Raw genomic sequence first — 14,577 nt, 5'->3', positions numbered from 1 at the left:
TCCGGGCATCAGATGGGGCTGCGACCGCTGAACACGTAGAGCGCCAGGGCAGCCAGGATCAGGGTGAGCACGCGTCCGAGGAAACGCATGACGGGCCGCGCCAGCGTGGCCTGCAGCGCCGGCCGGGTGCGCGCCGCGTTGATCAGCAGGTTATGGCCCACCGAGTACGCGCCGAACATCAGGCCGCTGACGATGTAGTGCAACGACAGCCCGTTCCACACGCCCATCGCCAGCAGCGTGGCGAAGATGCCGATGTTCTGCGCCGCCATCCGGTGACGCGCGAAGAACGCGGTCTTGCTCAGCGCCTTGTAGATCGGCATGAACACCACGTCGCGCAGCCATTCGGACAGGCTGATGTGCCAACGGCGCCAGAAGTCCTGCGGATTGAGCGTCGCCAGCGGGTTGCGGAAGTTGATCGGCAAGGTGAAGCCGAACAACATGCCGATGCCGATGGCCATGGTGGAATAGCCGGCGAAATCGAAGAACAGGTAGGCGCTGTAGAGCGAGGCGTTCAGCGCCACGCCGGTGAACGAGTAGTCGTGCGCGTCCAGGGTCGACAGGCCGTAGCGCCAGATCAGTTCGGCCAGGCCGAACTTCTGGATCACGCCCAGCATGATCAGTTCCAGGCCGGTCAGCCAGGTGTTCAGGTTGACGCCTTCGTAGCCGCGCTTGAGGTCGGCCTGGAAACTGCGCCAGCGGTACATCGGGCCGGCCAGCAGCGTCAGCGGGAAGAACAGGTAGATGAAGTAGTCCAGCGGCGACACGCGCTCGTTGCGCGGCGCGAACAGCAGCACGTCGATGGCGCGGAAGGTGGCGAACGACAGGCCCAGCATCGCGCCCAGGTGCGAGACGCCGGTCTTGACCAGCAGCAGCGGCGTCATGGTGATGACCACGGCCAGCCAGGTCGGGATGTAGTTGCGGCGCATGGCCCACAGCGCGCTGCCCGAGATGGCCAGCAACGCGATGGGCTGGTAGGGACGCGCCCAGAACACCGCCATCCACACGCCCAGGCAGATCACGCCGATGATGTGGCGATAGCCGATGCGCAGCGGCATGCCGAAAGAACGGTATGCCAACAGCCCCAGGCCGCCGAACAGGGCGCCGCCGAAAAAGCTCAAACTTGCGAACAATTCCATGCTGCGGTCAGAACTGTTGATATTGGAATTCGACCTTGATAGGTCCGCCGCTACCCGTGGTGGGCTGCGCCTGCAGCACGAACACCAGGATCACCCCGATATACAGGCAAAGATGCCAGAAGAAGCGGCGTCCCCAGGCCTTGGCCGACTTGCGCGCGTCCGGGGCCTGGCCGGCGTCGTCCTGCGCCGCATCGTCTTTCTGAAAGAGTTTCATCGGGAAAAATACTCCGCAATGCCTTGGTCCGCCATCGCCCAACCGAGCTCGGCCAGATGCATGTCGTCACGCACCATGCCCGGTTCGAAGGGAATGCTGTACATGTCCAGGCACCCCATCTGGTAGCGCTGGCACATACCGGTAATGGCGGCCACCACCGGATCGAAGCGCTCGACATCCAGGATGAGCTTGGGATTGAACGGCTGGATCACGAAGTAGGCCTTGACCTTGCGCCGTTGCAGCAAGGCCATGACACGCGACAGGTCGCCCAGCTCGGTGCGGGTGAGCGGGTCGACGTCGGCGAACTCGTTGCGCGCCGGCGAGTACAGCGGGGCCAGGTACTGCTTGTAGTAGTCGTCGCGCACGTCATAGGGGTTGTTGCCCCCCAGTTGGTGCTCGACTTCGCGCGCCTCGTGCGTCAGGCGCGACCACTGGCCAGCGTTGAGCTTCGCCGACGACGGCCACGTCACGAAACGATGCGCGGGCACCGACAGCTTGCTGCGCGGACGATCGGGCGCGGGTTCCTTGCGCGCGTTCCACCACAGCGACAGCTTGTCCTTGAGCTCGGCGACCTGGCCATTGGCGATCAGCCAGAGCAGCCCCCAGTTGGCGTTGTCGCTGATCCAGTTCTGCATCTGTTCGCGCGTGTTGGGTTTGTCCCAGAGGCGATCCCAGACAGGTCCGGTGACGTGTTCGGCGAACGCACTGCGCGGCAGTTGGCCGCCCGAGGCGAACCAGGCCGGCGACACCATGATCACCAGGCGTGTGTTGGGGGTCAGGGAATCCGCGACCGATTCCAGCACGCTGACGATGCCGTACGACTGGAACATCGCGTGGCCGTAGGCCAGCGTCGGCACTTTCAGTTCTTCGGGGAAGAAGCGATAGGGCACGAAGCGCAGGTCGTGGCTGGACAACTCGGAAGAGCCCAACACCACCAGGGTGCCGTCGCTGAGCGCATTGCCCAGGCGGGTCAGGTTGACGTGCTGAGTCCCCCAGTCCGGCCCCAGGTTCGGCAGATAGTTGCTGCTGGACGCCGCCACGGTCGAAACCGGGCTGACGACGCGCGACAGCACATCATCGGCGCCACAGTACGCCCCATACGCCACCGCCACCGCCGTGGTGGCGGCCGCGACGTGGGACAGCAGGCGGGAATTACGAAAGATTGGCAGCGACATAGCCGGCGAGCGTGCGTACCGACTGCAGATGCTCGGCGATCTCGGGAGCCGGGATGCTGCAGCCGTACTCAGCCTCGACCGCCAGCGTGATGTCCACCGCGGCGAGCGAATCGACCAGGCCGGTGGCAATCAGTTGGGTATCGGGAGTGACTTTCTTCATGACGATCGACTCGACGATCGCGCCGATCTTGGTGTGGAGTTCTTGCTCGGTATGCATAGCTAGTACGGCGTTACATTGCCTCGTCGGCAAAATCATCCCCGCCCCGAGTTTCTGGACGGCGAGTATATAGAAAACAGCTGAAAGTCGACTGACAATTCCAGTCTTCCAGAGCGAGGCGCCGATGCAGTTGGTTACATCAATTTCGCGCGGCGACTTCGTTCACGGGTGCAATCATGGCACTACGAACGTCGAATCGCCATGAAACTTACAGACCAAATCGCTATAAATAGCTGGTAAAGGTAACGCCTGCGGGTAAATCCCGGGTGCCGCGTTGCGGCGGAACGACAGATTCCGGGCGGCGGAGGCCCGTCTCCCCCGCCCTGTGTGATGCCGGCTCGCCCGCCGCTGGCGCGCCGCCGGACGAAAAAAAGCCCGCTCGCGCGGGCTTTTCGCTGGCTGGAGCAGTCAGCGGATTACATCGGCGTGACGCGGGTCGGGCCGGAGCCGCTGATGACCTGCACGCGCTGGCCGACGCTGATCGGCACATCGGCTTCCTGCGCCACGACGCGGGTTTCGCCGTTGTCCAGGCGCACCGTGATTTCGTAGCCGGAATTCTTGCCCACCTGGTTTTCCACGGCGTTGCCCGCCAGGGCGCCCAGGATGGCGCCGCCCACGGTGGCAATGGTGCGGCCCGTGCCGCCGCCGACGGCGTTGCCGGCCACGCCGCCCAGCGCGCCACCCGCCAGCATGCCGACGCCGCTGGACCTGTCGTTCTGGATGACGATGGGACGCACCCCCGTCACGGTGCCCGTGCGAACGATCTGCTCGCGCTGGGCTTGATCATAGCTATACACACCGCTGGACGCGCTGCGATTGGCGCAACCGCCCAGGACAGCCATCGAGGTCACGATGGCAGCCACGGCCACCCACCGACCGGTACGCGGCGTCAACAAGGAAAAGGTTTTGCTTTGGTTCATTTGGACTCCTCGATCGGGCACAGCCGACGATCTGATCATACTCCGCCCAACGGGGACGGTAGCCTAACGTGCAACACACTGAAACGCACCGCCACGGGCGGAAAACCCGTTTGCGAAACGGCTGCGGCGGTGTGCCGCCGCGGCCTGTTTTTTCCGGCTGTTTGACCGTGTCGACGCGCCCGGGTTCCCCGCGAGGCCAGCCCGCCAATCCGGAGCGGGATCAGGCCGGCAGATGGATGCCGTAGGTGGCGTGCAGCACGGCGTCGATCTCGGCGCGCGACGGGGCGTGGTTCTGCGGGCCGCGCGAGGCGATCTTGATGGCGCCCATGACGTTGCCCAGGCGGCAGCTGTCTTCCCAGTTCCAGCCGCTGGTCAGGCCGTACAGCAGGCCGCCGCGCTGGGCATCGCCGCAACCGGTGGGATCGACCACCTGCGTGGCGCGCACCGGTTCGATCTGGATGCTCTTGCCTTCGGTCAGCAGCGTGGCGCCTTCGGCGCCGCGGGTGACGACCACGGCCCGCAGTCCGGTGGCGATGTCCGCCATGCTGCGGCCCGTGCGCTGCTCGACCACCCCGGCTTCGTAGTCGTTGACCGTCAGGGCCTGCGCCAGGCCGAGCATGCGTTCAAGGTCGGCGCCGTCGAACAGCGGCATGGCCTGGCCCAGGTCGAAGATGAAGGGGATGCCACTGCGGTGCAGGCGTTCGGCGTGGGCGAACATGCCTTCCTTGGCGTCCGGAGCGACGATGCCCCAGCTGGCCTTGGCATCGCTCAGGTCGTTGCTGGCCGAGAACGACATGGCGCCCGGGTGGAAGGCGGTGATCTGGTTGTCGTCCAGGTCGGTGGTGATGAAGCATTGCGCGGTGAACGTGCCCGGCACCACCTTGACGCGGCTGACGTCGATGCCCAGGCCGGTCAGGCGCTCCAGGTATTCGCCGGCGTCCTCGCCCACGGTGGCCACGGGCACCGGCTTGCCGCCCAGAAGGTTCATGTTGTAGGCGATGTTGCCCGAGCAGCCGCCGTATTCCTTGCGCATGCTGGGCACCAGGAACGACACGCTCAGGGATTGGATGCGGTCGGCCAGGATGTGCTCCTTGAAGCGGCCTTCGAACACCGCGATGGTGTCGAACGCCATCGAACCGCAGACCAGGACAGGGGTCGCCATGAATGTCATCCTTCAGGGAAAGAATTTGTCGAGTTGGTAGCCGTTGACTTGAACACGCGTCACTTCAATCGGCACGGAAATCTTCAGTTCGCCCGCCGGCCCGAAGGGGCCGCGCAACTGCTCGGGCGTCAGGTAATTCTCGGGCATCAGCACGCGGCGCACCACCACGGTATCCGACAAATCAGTCAGGTCCAGCACCAAGGCCGGCCAATGCTGCGGTTTGTCGTAGCGGTTGCGCAGCACCAGGTTCAACACCAGCCGGGTGCGGCCGTCGTCGATGGCGGCCGCGCCCGTGGGCGGCTGCAGCGACGATGAGGAAATGGCAATGCGTTCCAGGCGGCGCGCATAGCCCACCGTGCAGCCCAGCGGTTTGCAGGCGGCTTCGAGTGCCGGGCGCAGCACCGGCACCGAATTGGCGATGTCGATGCGGTACACGTACAGCAGTTGCAGGCCCAGCGCGAGCAGGCCGATCAGGCAGGCATAGCCCCAGACCTTGCGCAGCAGGCCGCGGCGTTGCTGGCGGTCCTCATCGAGGAACTCGGGCGGGGCGCGGCCGACATCCGTGGCGCTGGAATAGCGCGTGCGCGTGTCTCCCAGGATCGGTTCGGCGGCGTCGTCGAGGCCGCGCCGGTCGTCGGCGTCCTCGTCGTCGTGATGGCGCTGGTCGATGTCATCGTCATCCTCATCGCCGGGCGGCGTGGGGCGCGCGTCGTTGCGCACCACGAATACCGGTTCGGCGGGCCGGACAGGGCGCGGCGCCTCGCGGCTCGCGCTGTCGCGTACCGCCACGATGGGTCCGTCGCGCGGCGCCACCGGCTCCGGCCAGCGCGGCGCATGGCCCAGGCGCGGCTCGTCGTCGTAGCGATCCAGGTCTTCGTTTTCGTCTTCATCATCGTCGCCCTCTTCCGCCAGCGCGGCGTCGGGTTCGATGCGGCGGCGGATGTCGTCGCGGCCGCGCAGCACGGCAGGCGGCACGGCGGGCGCGGGAGGCCGAGGCGACGGTTCATCGCTCGGCGCGACAGACGGAGCGGAGGGCGGGGACGCGCCGATGGCTCCCGGGTAAACGCCCGGCGAGGCGGGCGCAGCGGGCAGGTCGTCCCAGGGCGCGACCGAGCGCGGCTCGATGGAGGGACGGCGCACCGGCGGCGGCGCCTCGTCGTCGACGGGCGGCGCCGGCGGCGTCCCCAGGACCGGCGCGGCGATCGTATGCGGCGCGACGGGCGCGGGCGGCGTGTTCGCGGCGGGAACGGTCGGGTTGGCGCCCGTGGCCGGCATGCCGGCATCCCGCTCGGGCAGCAGGCAGGCGCGGCCGTCGAATACGGTGGCGCAGGCGCCGCAGCGCACCAGGCCGTTGCGGACCCGAAGCTGGTCGGGCACCACCTTGAATGACGTGCCGCATTGGGGGCAGCGGGTGGTCAGGGCCATGGCGCGATCCGGTGAAAACGGACTCAGGCCTTCTGGCCGTGCAGGCAGACCCAGCCGTCGCGGGCGCGCCAGACCGACATGGCGATCCAGGGCGCGTAGGCCGCGGCGACTTCCTCGGCCTGCCGCTCCAGCACGCCGGACAGCACCAGGTGGCCGCCGGCGGCCACGCGGCCGGCCAGCATCGGGGCCAGCACCTTCAACGGGTTGGACAGGATGTTGGCCACCACCACTTCGAAGGTGCCGTCGGCCAGGCCGTCGGGCAACATGGCCTGCAGTTCGACGTGGTTGACCTCGGCGTTGAAGACGGTGCTCTGCACCGCCTGGGCGTCGATGTCGACCGCCTGGGTCGGACCGGCGCCCAGCTTGCGCGCGGCGATGGCCAGGATGCCCGAGCCGCAGCCGTAGTCCAGCAGGGTCGCGCCCTTGGGCAATTCAGCCTCCAGCCAGGCCAGGCACAGGTGCGTGGTCGGATGGCTGCCGGTGCCAAAGGCCAGGCCTGGATCGAGTTCGATATGGATGGCGCCGTCCTCGGCCGCTGCCGCTTCCAGGCCCGGCACGTCCGGGCTGTCGCGGTGCCAGCTGGGCACGATCCAGAGGCGTTCGGCGATGTGGATGGGCCCGAACTGCGATTGCGTCAGGCGCACCCAGTCGGCGTCGGGCACGTCGCGCAGACTCCAGCCGGCAAACAGCGCCGGGTCCAGCTCGCCCGCGGCGGCGGCTTCTTCCATGATCTGCGCGGGATCGGCTCCGTCCGGCAGCAGGGCCACGACGCGGTTGCGTTCCCAGGCCTGCACGTCGGGCTCGGTGCCCGGCTCGCCGAACAGCGGGCGCTCGTCGTCGGTGCCCAGGTCGGCGTCCTCAACGGACACCGACAGCACGCCCGCTTCCAGCAGCGCGTCGGACAACGCTTCGGCCTGGGCCTCCTGGCAGTGGAGCACGAGTTCACGCATGATGATTCTTCCATCTGGCCAACGGGCCGCGGCATGCGCCGCGGCCCGGTCAGCCGGTTAAGGCAGTAAAAAGGGGGCCAAGGCCCCCTGCTATGCGCTGGTCAGGGACGCTGGGCCAGCTTGTTTTCCAGATAGTGGATGCTGGTGCCGCCTTCGACGAAGCGGGCATCCTGCAGCAGTTCGCGATGCAGCGGGATGTTGGTGGAAATGCCTTCCACCACCATTTCCGACAGCGCGGTGCGCATGCGCGCCAGGGCCTGGTCGCGCGTGTCGCCGTAGGTGATGACCTTGGCGATCATCGAATCATAGTTCGGCGGCACGAAATAGCCGTTGAACGCGTGCGAATCGATACGCACGCCCGGACCGCCCGGCGTGTGCCAGTTGGTGATGCGGCCAGGGCTGGGCACGAAGCGGAACGGGTCCTCGGCGTTGATGCGGCACTCGATCGCGTGGCCCTTGAAGGTGATGTCGCGCTGGCGCAGCGTGAACTTCTCGCCGGCGGCGATCAGGATCTGCTGCTGCACCAGGTCGACGCCGGTGATCAGCTCGGTGACCGGGTGTTCGACCTGGATGCGGGTGTTCATTTCGATGAAATAGAACTCGCCGTTTTCATACAGGAACTCGAACGTGCCGGCGCCACGGTAGCCCATCTTGCGGCAGGCGTCGGCGCAGCGGTCGCCGATGCGCTCGATCAGGCGGCGCGCGATGCCGGGGGCCGGCGCTTCCTCGATGACCTTCTGGTGGCGGCGCTGCATGGAGCAATCCCGCTCGCCCAGCCACACGGCGTTGCGACCGCCGTCGGCCAGCACCTGGATTTCCACATGGCGCGGGTTCTCGAGGAACTTCTCCATATAGACTTCCGGGTTGTTGAACGCGGCGCCCGCTTCCGAACGCGTCATGGTGACGGCGTTCAACAGCGCGGCCTCGGTGTACACCACGCGCATGCCACGGCCACCGCCGCCGCCAGCGGCCTTGATGATGACCGGATAGCCGACTTCGCGCGCAACGCGGATGATTTCCTGCGGATCGTCGGGCAACGCGCCTTCGGAACCGGGCACCACCGGCACGCCGGCTTCGATCATGGCGCGCTTGGCACTGACCTTGTCGCCCATCAGGCGGATGGTGTCGGGACGCGGGCCGATGAACACGAAGCCGCTCTTTTCGACGCGATCGGCGAAGTCGGCATTTTCGGACAAGAACCCGTAACCCGGGTGGATTGCCTCGGAATCCGTGACTTCGGCCGCCGAAATGATGGCCGGCATGTTGAGGTAGCTTTCACGCGACGGCGCAGGCCCGATGCACACGGATTCGTCGGCCAGACGCACGTACTTGGCTTCGCGGTCGGCCTCGGAGTGCACCACCACGGTCTTGATGCCCAGCTCGCGGCAGGCGCGCTGAATGCGCAGGGCGATTTCGCCCCGGTTGGCGATCAGGATTTTTTCGAACATTTTCAGCTATCAGCCAATGACGAACAGGGGTTGACCGTACTCGACGGGCTCGCCGTTTTCGACCAGGATTTCTTTGATGACGCCGGACTTGTCGGCTTCGATTTCATTGAGCAGCTTCATGGCTTCAATGATGCACAGCGGATCGCCTTCCTTGACCGTGGCGCCCACATCGATGAACGGCGCGGCGCCCGGGTTCGGCGAACGGTAGAAGGTGCCGACCATGGGCGCCTTGACCACGTGGCCCTGGATCACCGGGGCGGCCTCGGCCGCGGGCGCGGCGGGCGCGGCGGGGGCCGCGGGCGCCGCCGGGGCGACGGCGACACCGGCTTCCGGCTGGTGATAGGCCACCGGCTGCAGGGTCTGCGAGAATTTGACGATGCGAACCTTGCCTTCGCCTTCGGTGATTTCCAGCTCGGCGATGCCCGATTCAGCCACCAGGTCGATCAGGGTTTTGAGTTTTCGAAGGTCCATAGAAGCTGCTTCCCGAGATAGTGTCGGCAACGTCCCGGTCGTCGGGTCCGCGCCATATAAGATGTAAAAGCTGAGAGTTGGTGCGAGATCAGTGCCGCACTGCGTAACGCAGAGCCGCTTCGTAGCCATCCGCGCCCAGGCCGCTGATGAGGCCTACCGCCAAGTCGGACAGGTATGAGTGATGCCTGAAGGGCTCTCGCTTATACAGGTTGGACAAATGTACTTCAATAAATGGGATCGCGACCCCGGCCAGCGCATCGCGAATCGCGACGCTGGTGTGCGTATATGCCGCCGCGTTGATGATGATGAAATCGGTGCCGTCTTGCCGGGCCGCCTGAATGCGGTCAACCAGCGCGCCTTCATGATTGCCTTGCCACGCGGTCAGCGTGGCGCCCAATTCACCGGCCAGCCGCTCCAGGCCCTCGTTGATCTGGGACAGCGTGAGGCTGCCGTAGATGTGAGGTTCCCGGGTGCCGAGCAGGTTCAGATTCGGGCCATGCAATACCAGTATGTTTTGCGCCATGCGCTTGCCAATGAGTGGATTGCCAATTGTTGGCAAAACAGCCGATAAACCAGCTTTTTACGCCAATTCCTACTATTTGTCCAACAGACTTACGCCTTCAAACCGGAGAGCGTTTGATTCAGGTCGTCAGGCTGGATTTCACCCAGTATCTTCCGGTTAATGCTGCCATCTGCATTGAAAACAATGGTAAATGGCAGACCTCCACTGGGATTTCCGAGCTTGCGAAGCGTATCGATGGCTCCGGCGCCAATGACCCAGAGCGGATAGGAAACCTGTACTTTCTCGACAAATTTTTGCATGTTGGCGGCGGAATCCACGCCGATACCGACAAACTTGATTTGCGGATATTTTTTCTGCAACGCGTCGAGTTCGGGCATTTCCTTGACGCAGGGCGCGCACCAGGTCGCCCAGAAATTGACCACGATGGGCTGGCCCTTCCAGGCGGCCAGCGACTGGGTCGCGCCGTTCAGGTCAGGCAGCTGCAATTGCATCAGGGCGGCGACGGGATCCTCGGCGGCGGGCGCCGCGGGCTGGGGCTTGTTGCGGCCCAGCAGGGTGTAGCCACCCGCGACCGTGGCGGCAACGGCCACGGCGGCGGAAAGGAGTAGGCGTCGATTCATGGCGCGATCATAACCGCTGCGGCCGGTTTGCGCCGCAACCACCGGCGCGCCGGCATGACGGCCGCCTATATATACAATGCAGGACAGGAGAGTTTTCAATGCACCTGCACATTCTTGGCATCTGCGGTACGTTCATGGGCGGGCTGGCGCTGATCGCGCGCGCCGCCGGCCACAAGGTCACCGGTTGCGACGCGGGCGTCTACCCGCCCATGAGCACCCAGCTATCCGAACAGGGAATCGAGCTGATCGAGGGCTTCGGCCCCGAGCAGATGGCCCTCAAGCCGGACCTGTACGTGATCGGCAACGTCGTCAGCCGTGGCAATCCCCTGATGGAAGCCATCCTGGAGTCGGGCGCCCGCTACGTGTCAGGGCCGCAATGGCTGGGCGATAACATCCTGCCCGGGGCCCACGTGCTGGCGGTGGCCGGCACCCATGGCAAGACCACCACCAGTTCGATGCTGGCCTGGATCCTGGAGGCCGCGGGCCTGGCGCCCAACTTCCTGATCGGCGGCGTGGCCACGGACCTGCAGGTGTCGGCGCGCTACGACCCGGCGCGGCGCCCCTTCGTGATCGAGGCGGACGAATACGACACCGCGTTCTTCGACAAGCGTTCGAAGTTTCTGCAGTACCGCCCCCGCACCGCCATCCTGAATAACCTGGAATACGATCACGCCGACATCTTCCCCGATCTGGCCGCCATCGAAACCCAATTTCATCACCTGGTGCGCACCATTCCGGGATCGGGCCGCATCATCCGCCCGACGCACTCCGACGCGCTGGACCGCGTGATTGCGCGCGGATGCTGGTCTGAAACCGTCACGTTCGGCGCCGATGGCGCCTGGCGTGCTGGCGCGCCCGACGCCGACGGCGCCTTCGAGGTGTGGCGCGAAGGCATCGCCGTGGGCACGGTGCGCTGGTCGCTGGGCGGCGAGCACAACCGCATGAATGCGCTGGCGGCGCTGGCCGCCGCCGACCACGCCGGCGTGCCGGCCGCCGAGGGCGTCGAGGCCTTGAGCCGTTTCGGTGGCGTGAAGCGCCGCATGGAACTGCGCGGCACGGTCAATGGCGTCAAGGTCTACGACGATTTCGCCCATCACCCCACCGCCATCGCCACCACCCTGGAAGGCCTGCGGCGCCAAGTTGGCGCGGCGCGCATCCTGGCGGTGCTGGAGCCGCGCTCGAACACCATGAAGCTGGGCGCCATGGCGGCGCGCCTGCCGGATTCGCTACGCGACGCCGACCTGGTGTTCTGCTTTGGCGCCCGCGCCGGCAAGCATGCCCTGGGCTGGAATCCGGCCGAGGTGCTGGCGCCCCTGGGCGAGCGCGCTTCCAGTTACGATGATATCGACGCCCTGGTGGCCGCCGTGACCCAGGCTGCCCGACCGGGCGACCAGGTGCTGGTGATGAGCAACGGCGGCTTCGGCGGCATCCATGGCAAGCTGCTGGCCGCCCTGGAGACGCGCGGCTGAGGCCGGCCGCCCGCGATCCAGGCTGACAGACCGGAAAGGCGCGAAATGATCCTTTACCTGCACGGCTTTCGTTCCTCGCCGACCTCGTTCAAGGCCCGCATGATGGCCGACGCCATGGCCGCCCGCGGCCTGGAACGCGATTGGGCCTGCCCGCAACTGCCGGCCAGCCCGCGCGAGGCCATTGACCTGGCGCTGGGTATCGCCCGCCGGCAGCTGGCCGGCGCCGCCAACCCGCGCGCGCTGACCGTGATCGGCTCGTCGCTGGGCGGTTTCTACGCCACCTGGCTGGCCGAACAGCTCGGCTGCAAGGCGGTGCTGCTCAACCCCGCGGTCGAGGCCGCGCGCGATCTGGCGACCCAGGTGGGCGAGCACCGCATGTATCATTCCGACACTCCGTTCCAGTTCCTGCCGGAATATGTGGCGGAACTGGCCGCTTTGCACGTCGGCCGCGTCACCCAGCCGGAACGGTATTTCCTGGTGGCGGCGACGGGCGACGAGGTGCTGGACTGGCGCGAAATGCGCGATCGCTACGCGGGTTGCCGCCAGCGTATCGTGCAGGGCAGCGACCACGGCCTGTCCGATTTCGCCGACTGGATGCCCGAGGTGCTGGAATTCGCCCTTGGCGCCGCCCCGGACGGCCCCCGATAACTCTGACATCAACACGCTTATATATAGCTGCGCAAGGCGGCGCGTGCGCGCCGCCCAGGACGACCCTCACCATGTATGTGTTTTACGAAGACGACGGCAGCTTCAAGGCCGGCCATATCCTGTCCGAAACCGACGCCAGCCTGCAGGTGGAGTCGGAGTCGGGCAAGCGCAGCAAGATCAAGCGCGCCAACACGCTGTTCAATTTCGCCGCGCCCGAACCGGCCGCGCTGATGGCCCAGGCGGCGGCGCTGGCCGAAACCCTGGATCTGCAATTCCTGTGGGAATGCGCGCCCCAGGAAGAATTCGATTCGCCCGCGCTGGCGGCCGACTACTTCGGTCACGCCCCCACCCCGGTGGAACAGGCTGCGCTGCTGATGCGCCTGCACGGCGCGCCCGCCTATTTCCACCGCCGCGGCAAGGGCAGCTACCGCCCCGCCCCGCCCGACATCCTGGCCGCCGCCCTGGCCGCGCTCGAAAAGAAACAGCGCCAGGCCGAGCAGCAACAGGAATGGGTGGACGAGATGGCCGCCGGCCGCCTGCCCGAGCCCATCGCCCAGGTGGCCGAATCGCTGCTGATCCGGCCCGACAAGAATTCGCAGCAATGGAAGGCGCTGGACGCCGCCTGCGCCAGGCTCGGCAAGAGCCCCGACCGCCTGCTGCTGGAATTGGGCGCCTGGCCGCACGCGCTGGCGCTGCACAAGCGCCGCTTCCTGGCGGTGAACTTCCCCCGTGGCCTGGCCTTCCCCGAGTTGGAACTGCCGCCGATCGACCGCGACCTGCCGCTGTCGGACGCCGAAATCTATTCGGTCGACGACGTCACCACCACCGAAATCGACGACGCGCTGTCGGTCTCCACCCTGCCCGACGGCAACCTGCGCGTGGGCATCCACGTGGCCGCGCCCGGCCTGACCGTGACGCGCGACAGCGAGTTCGACAAGCTGGCGCGCGCGCGCCTGTCGACCGTCTACATGCCGGGCGACAAGATCCCGATGCAGCCCGACAACGTCATCAAGGCATTCTCGCTGGACGCCGGCCGCGAGGTGCCGGTGCTGTCGCTGTACGTGACGGCCAATCCGGAAACCGGCGAGGTTATCGAATCCGACACGCGCCTGGAGCGCGTGGTGGTGCGCGAGAACCTGCGCCACAACATGCTCGACGCCCAGGTCACCGAAGAGAGCCTGAACGACACTTCCACTGACCTGCCCTACGGCCACTGGCTGCGCCCGCTGTGGAAGCTGGCGCAGGCGCTGTCGGCGCAGCGCGAAAACGTGCGCGGCAAGCCCGAGAACAATTCGCGGGTGGAGTACAGCTTCTACCTGGACGGCGACCCCGACGATCCCGACACCCCGGTGCGCCTGGTGCCGCGCCAGCGCAACGCGCCGCTGGACCGGATGGTGGCCGAGTACATGATCCTGGCCAATAACCTGTGGGGCGGCCTGCTGAACCAGCACGGCGTGCCCGGCATCTACCGCTCGCAACAGGCCGGCCGCGTGCGCATGAGCACGCAGGCGCTGCCGCACGAGGCCATCGGCGTGCCGCAGTACGCCTGGAGCACGTCGCCGCTGCGCCGCTACGTCGACCTGGTGAACCAGTGGCAGTTGATCGCCGCGGTCGAGCACGGCGTCTCGGCGCGCCTGGTGGCTCCCTTCAAGCCGCGCGACGCGGATCTGTTCGCGATCATCGGCGCGTTCGACGCGCAGTACGCGGCCTGGGCCGAGTTCCAGAGCGCGATGGAGCGCTACTGGTGCCTGCGCTGGCTCAAGCAGCACAACATCACCCGCACGGTGGCCCACGTGCTGCGCGAAGACCTGGTGCGCTTCGCCAACTGCCCGCTCGTGACCCGCATCGGGGGGATGCCCGAGCTGGAGCGCGGGACGGCGGTGGAGGTGGAGATCCTGGGGATGGATGAGTTGTCGCTGGAGCTGGATTGCCGGTATGTGGGGCAGGTGGGGCCGGCGGCTGAAGAGGCTGCTGCCTGAGGCGGCATTTGGCTTGTCGCTGGGTTGTTTCTGCTGGCGGCAGGGGCGCTTTCTTAGGCCGCCCGTCTGGCAGGCGGCCCGGGCGGCGGGCGCCCACGATTGCGGTCCGGAGCGTTCGCTCCGGACTTCCCCTTTTTCATCCTCGTTGCCGCCTGCCGGCGGCTGCCTTCGGATTCCGTCGGGCGCATCGAGGTTGCCCGCCGCCCGGGCCGCCTGCCAG

Annotated in this window: 15 protein-coding genes; 3 read left to right on the top strand and 12 right to left on the bottom strand. The window is 66.6% G+C overall.

Annotation, left to right across the window (positions count from 1 at the left end):
* Nucleotides 1-8: 8 nt before the first annotated feature.
* The 12 genes from HV742_RS15355 to HV742_RS15300 form a co-directional block, all read right to left on the bottom strand.
* Nucleotides 9-1,136, bottom strand: a complete 1,128-nt coding sequence (locus HV742_RS15355; protein WP_054416258.1) for an MBOAT family O-acyltransferase — start codon at nt 1,134-1,136, stop codon at nt 9-11.
* Between the two features lie 7 nt (nt 1,137-1,143).
* Entirely contained in the window at nt 1,144-1,350 is a 207-nt protein-coding gene (locus HV742_RS15350; protein WP_175145844.1) for a hypothetical protein, read from the bottom strand.
* Nucleotides 1,347-2,525 (bottom strand): D-alanyl-lipoteichoic acid biosynthesis protein DltD, encoded by a 1,179-nt coding sequence (locus tag HV742_RS15345; protein ID WP_049071136.1) that lies wholly within the window; start codon nt 2,523-2,525, stop codon nt 1,347-1,349. The genes HV742_RS15350 and HV742_RS15345 overlap by 4 nt, the downstream gene beginning before the upstream one ends.
* Nucleotides 2,503-2,742, bottom strand: a complete 240-nt coding sequence (locus HV742_RS15340; RefSeq protein ID WP_006388609.1) for an acyl carrier protein — start codon at nt 2,740-2,742, stop codon at nt 2,503-2,505. Before HV742_RS15340 ends, HV742_RS15345 begins: the two co-directional genes overlap by 23 nt.
* Before the next feature lie 416 nt (nt 2,743-3,158).
* Nucleotides 3,159-3,662, bottom strand: coding sequence for an outer membrane lipoprotein (locus HV742_RS15335; RefSeq protein WP_063583338.1), 504 nt, complete (start codon nt 3,660-3,662; stop codon nt 3,159-3,161).
* A gap of 220 nt (nt 3,663-3,882) precedes the next feature.
* Nucleotides 3,883-4,824, bottom strand: coding sequence for a carbohydrate kinase family protein (locus HV742_RS15330; protein WP_049071131.1), 942 nt, complete (start codon nt 4,822-4,824; stop codon nt 3,883-3,885).
* Between the two features lie 12 nt (nt 4,825-4,836).
* Nucleotides 4,837-6,249 (bottom strand): DUF3426 domain-containing protein, encoded by a 1,413-nt coding sequence (locus tag HV742_RS15325; RefSeq protein WP_175145850.1) that lies wholly within the window; start codon nt 6,247-6,249, stop codon nt 4,837-4,839.
* 23 nt (nt 6,250-6,272) lie between these two features.
* Nucleotides 6,273-7,199 carry a 50S ribosomal protein L11 methyltransferase gene (gene prmA, locus HV742_RS15320; protein WP_049071128.1) on the bottom strand — a complete coding sequence of 309 codons (927 nt, stop codon included), beginning with the start codon at nt 7,197-7,199 and terminating at the stop codon, nt 6,273-6,275.
* 101 nt (nt 7,200-7,300) lie between these two features.
* The gene (gene accC / locus HV742_RS15315) at nt 7,301-8,647 is read right to left on the bottom strand and encodes an acetyl-CoA carboxylase biotin carboxylase subunit (protein ID WP_006388604.1); all 1,347 of its coding nucleotides are present in this window, start codon (nt 8,645-8,647) and stop codon (nt 7,301-7,303) included.
* Nucleotides 8,648-8,656: 9 nt separating this feature from the next.
* On the bottom strand, nt 8,657-9,118 hold the full coding sequence (gene accB / locus HV742_RS15310; protein WP_049071125.1) for an acetyl-CoA carboxylase biotin carboxyl carrier protein: 462 nt from the start codon (nt 9,116-9,118) through the stop codon (nt 8,657-8,659).
* 88 nt (nt 9,119-9,206) lie between these two features.
* Nucleotides 9,207-9,641, bottom strand: a complete 435-nt coding sequence (gene aroQ / locus HV742_RS15305; protein ID WP_049071124.1) for a type II 3-dehydroquinate dehydratase — start codon at nt 9,639-9,641, stop codon at nt 9,207-9,209.
* Nucleotides 9,642-9,730: 89 nt separating this feature from the next.
* Nucleotides 9,731-10,261, bottom strand: a complete 531-nt coding sequence (locus tag HV742_RS15300) for a TlpA family protein disulfide reductase (RefSeq protein ID WP_059269257.1) — start codon at nt 10,259-10,261, stop codon at nt 9,731-9,733.
* A 98-nt stretch (nt 10,262-10,359) separates the two neighbouring features.
* On the opposite strand from HV742_RS15300, the gene mpl reads away from it, so the two are divergent.
* From mpl to HV742_RS15285, 3 genes are all read left to right on the top strand, one after another.
* Nucleotides 10,360-11,730: a UDP-N-acetylmuramate:L-alanyl-gamma-D-glutamyl-meso-diaminopimelate ligase gene (gene mpl, locus HV742_RS15295; protein WP_175145849.1), complete on the top strand. Its 1,371-nt coding sequence runs from the start codon at nt 10,360-10,362 to the stop codon at nt 11,728-11,730.
* 45 nt (nt 11,731-11,775) lie between these two features.
* Nucleotides 11,776-12,378, top strand: coding sequence for a YqiA/YcfP family alpha/beta fold hydrolase (locus tag HV742_RS15290; RefSeq protein ID WP_059269255.1), 603 nt, complete (start codon nt 11,776-11,778; stop codon nt 12,376-12,378).
* 71 nt (nt 12,379-12,449) lie between these two features.
* A complete protein-coding gene (locus HV742_RS15285) occupies nt 12,450-14,357 on the top strand; it encodes a ribonuclease catalytic domain-containing protein (protein ID WP_054416249.1) in 1,908 nt (635 codons plus the stop codon).
* The last annotated feature ends 220 nt before the right edge of the window (nt 14,358-14,577 follow it).

This window comes from Achromobacter ruhlandii (assembly GCF_902859695.1).
GTDB lineage: Bacteria > Pseudomonadota > Gammaproteobacteria > Burkholderiales > Burkholderiaceae_B > Achromobacter > Achromobacter ruhlandii.
The sequence above is the reverse complement of the archived record's forward strand: the minus strand, read 5'-3'. Positions and strand labels throughout refer to the sequence as shown.

Coding starts and splice junctions, on each gene's coding strand:
- accB (WP_049071125.1), bottom strand. CDS start 9,118: ATGGACCTTCGAAAACTCAAAACCCTGATCGACCTGGTGGCTGAATCG.
- HV742_RS15340 (WP_006388609.1), bottom strand. CDS start 2,742: ATGCATACCGAGCAAGAACTCCACACCAAGATCGGCGCGATCGTCGAG.
- HV742_RS15335 (WP_063583338.1), bottom strand. CDS start 3,662: ATGAACCAAAGCAAAACCTTTTCCTTGTTGACGCCGCGTACCGGTCGG.
- prmA (WP_049071128.1), bottom strand. CDS start 7,199: ATGCGTGAACTCGTGCTCCACTGCCAGGAGGCCCAGGCCGAAGCGTTG.
- HV742_RS15330 (WP_049071131.1), bottom strand. CDS start 4,824: ATGGCGACCCCTGTCCTGGTCTGCGGTTCGATGGCGTTCGACACCATC.
- HV742_RS15300 (WP_059269257.1), bottom strand. CDS start 10,261: ATGAATCGACGCCTACTCCTTTCCGCCGCCGTGGCCGTTGCCGCCACG.
- HV742_RS15345 (WP_049071136.1), bottom strand. CDS start 2,525: ATGTCGCTGCCAATCTTTCGTAATTCCCGCCTGCTGTCCCACGTCGCG.
- HV742_RS15355 (WP_054416258.1), bottom strand. CDS start 1,136: ATGGAATTGTTCGCAAGTTTGAGCTTTTTCGGCGGCGCCCTGTTCGGC.
- mpl (WP_175145849.1), top strand. CDS start 10,360: ATGCACCTGCACATTCTTGGCATCTGCGGTACGTTCATGGGCGGGCTG.
- aroQ (WP_049071124.1), bottom strand. CDS start 9,641: ATGGCGCAAAACATACTGGTATTGCATGGCCCGAATCTGAACCTGCTC.
- HV742_RS15290 (WP_059269255.1), top strand. CDS start 11,776: ATGATCCTTTACCTGCACGGCTTTCGTTCCTCGCCGACCTCGTTCAAG.
- accC (WP_006388604.1), bottom strand. CDS start 8,647: ATGTTCGAAAAAATCCTGATCGCCAACCGGGGCGAAATCGCCCTGCGC.
- HV742_RS15285 (WP_054416249.1), top strand. CDS start 12,450: ATGTATGTGTTTTACGAAGACGACGGCAGCTTCAAGGCCGGCCATATC.
- HV742_RS15325 (WP_175145850.1), bottom strand. CDS start 6,249: ATGGCCCTGACCACCCGCTGCCCCCAATGCGGCACGTCATTCAAGGTG.
- HV742_RS15350 (WP_175145844.1), bottom strand. CDS start 1,350: ATGAAACTCTTTCAGAAAGACGATGCGGCGCAGGACGACGCCGGCCAG.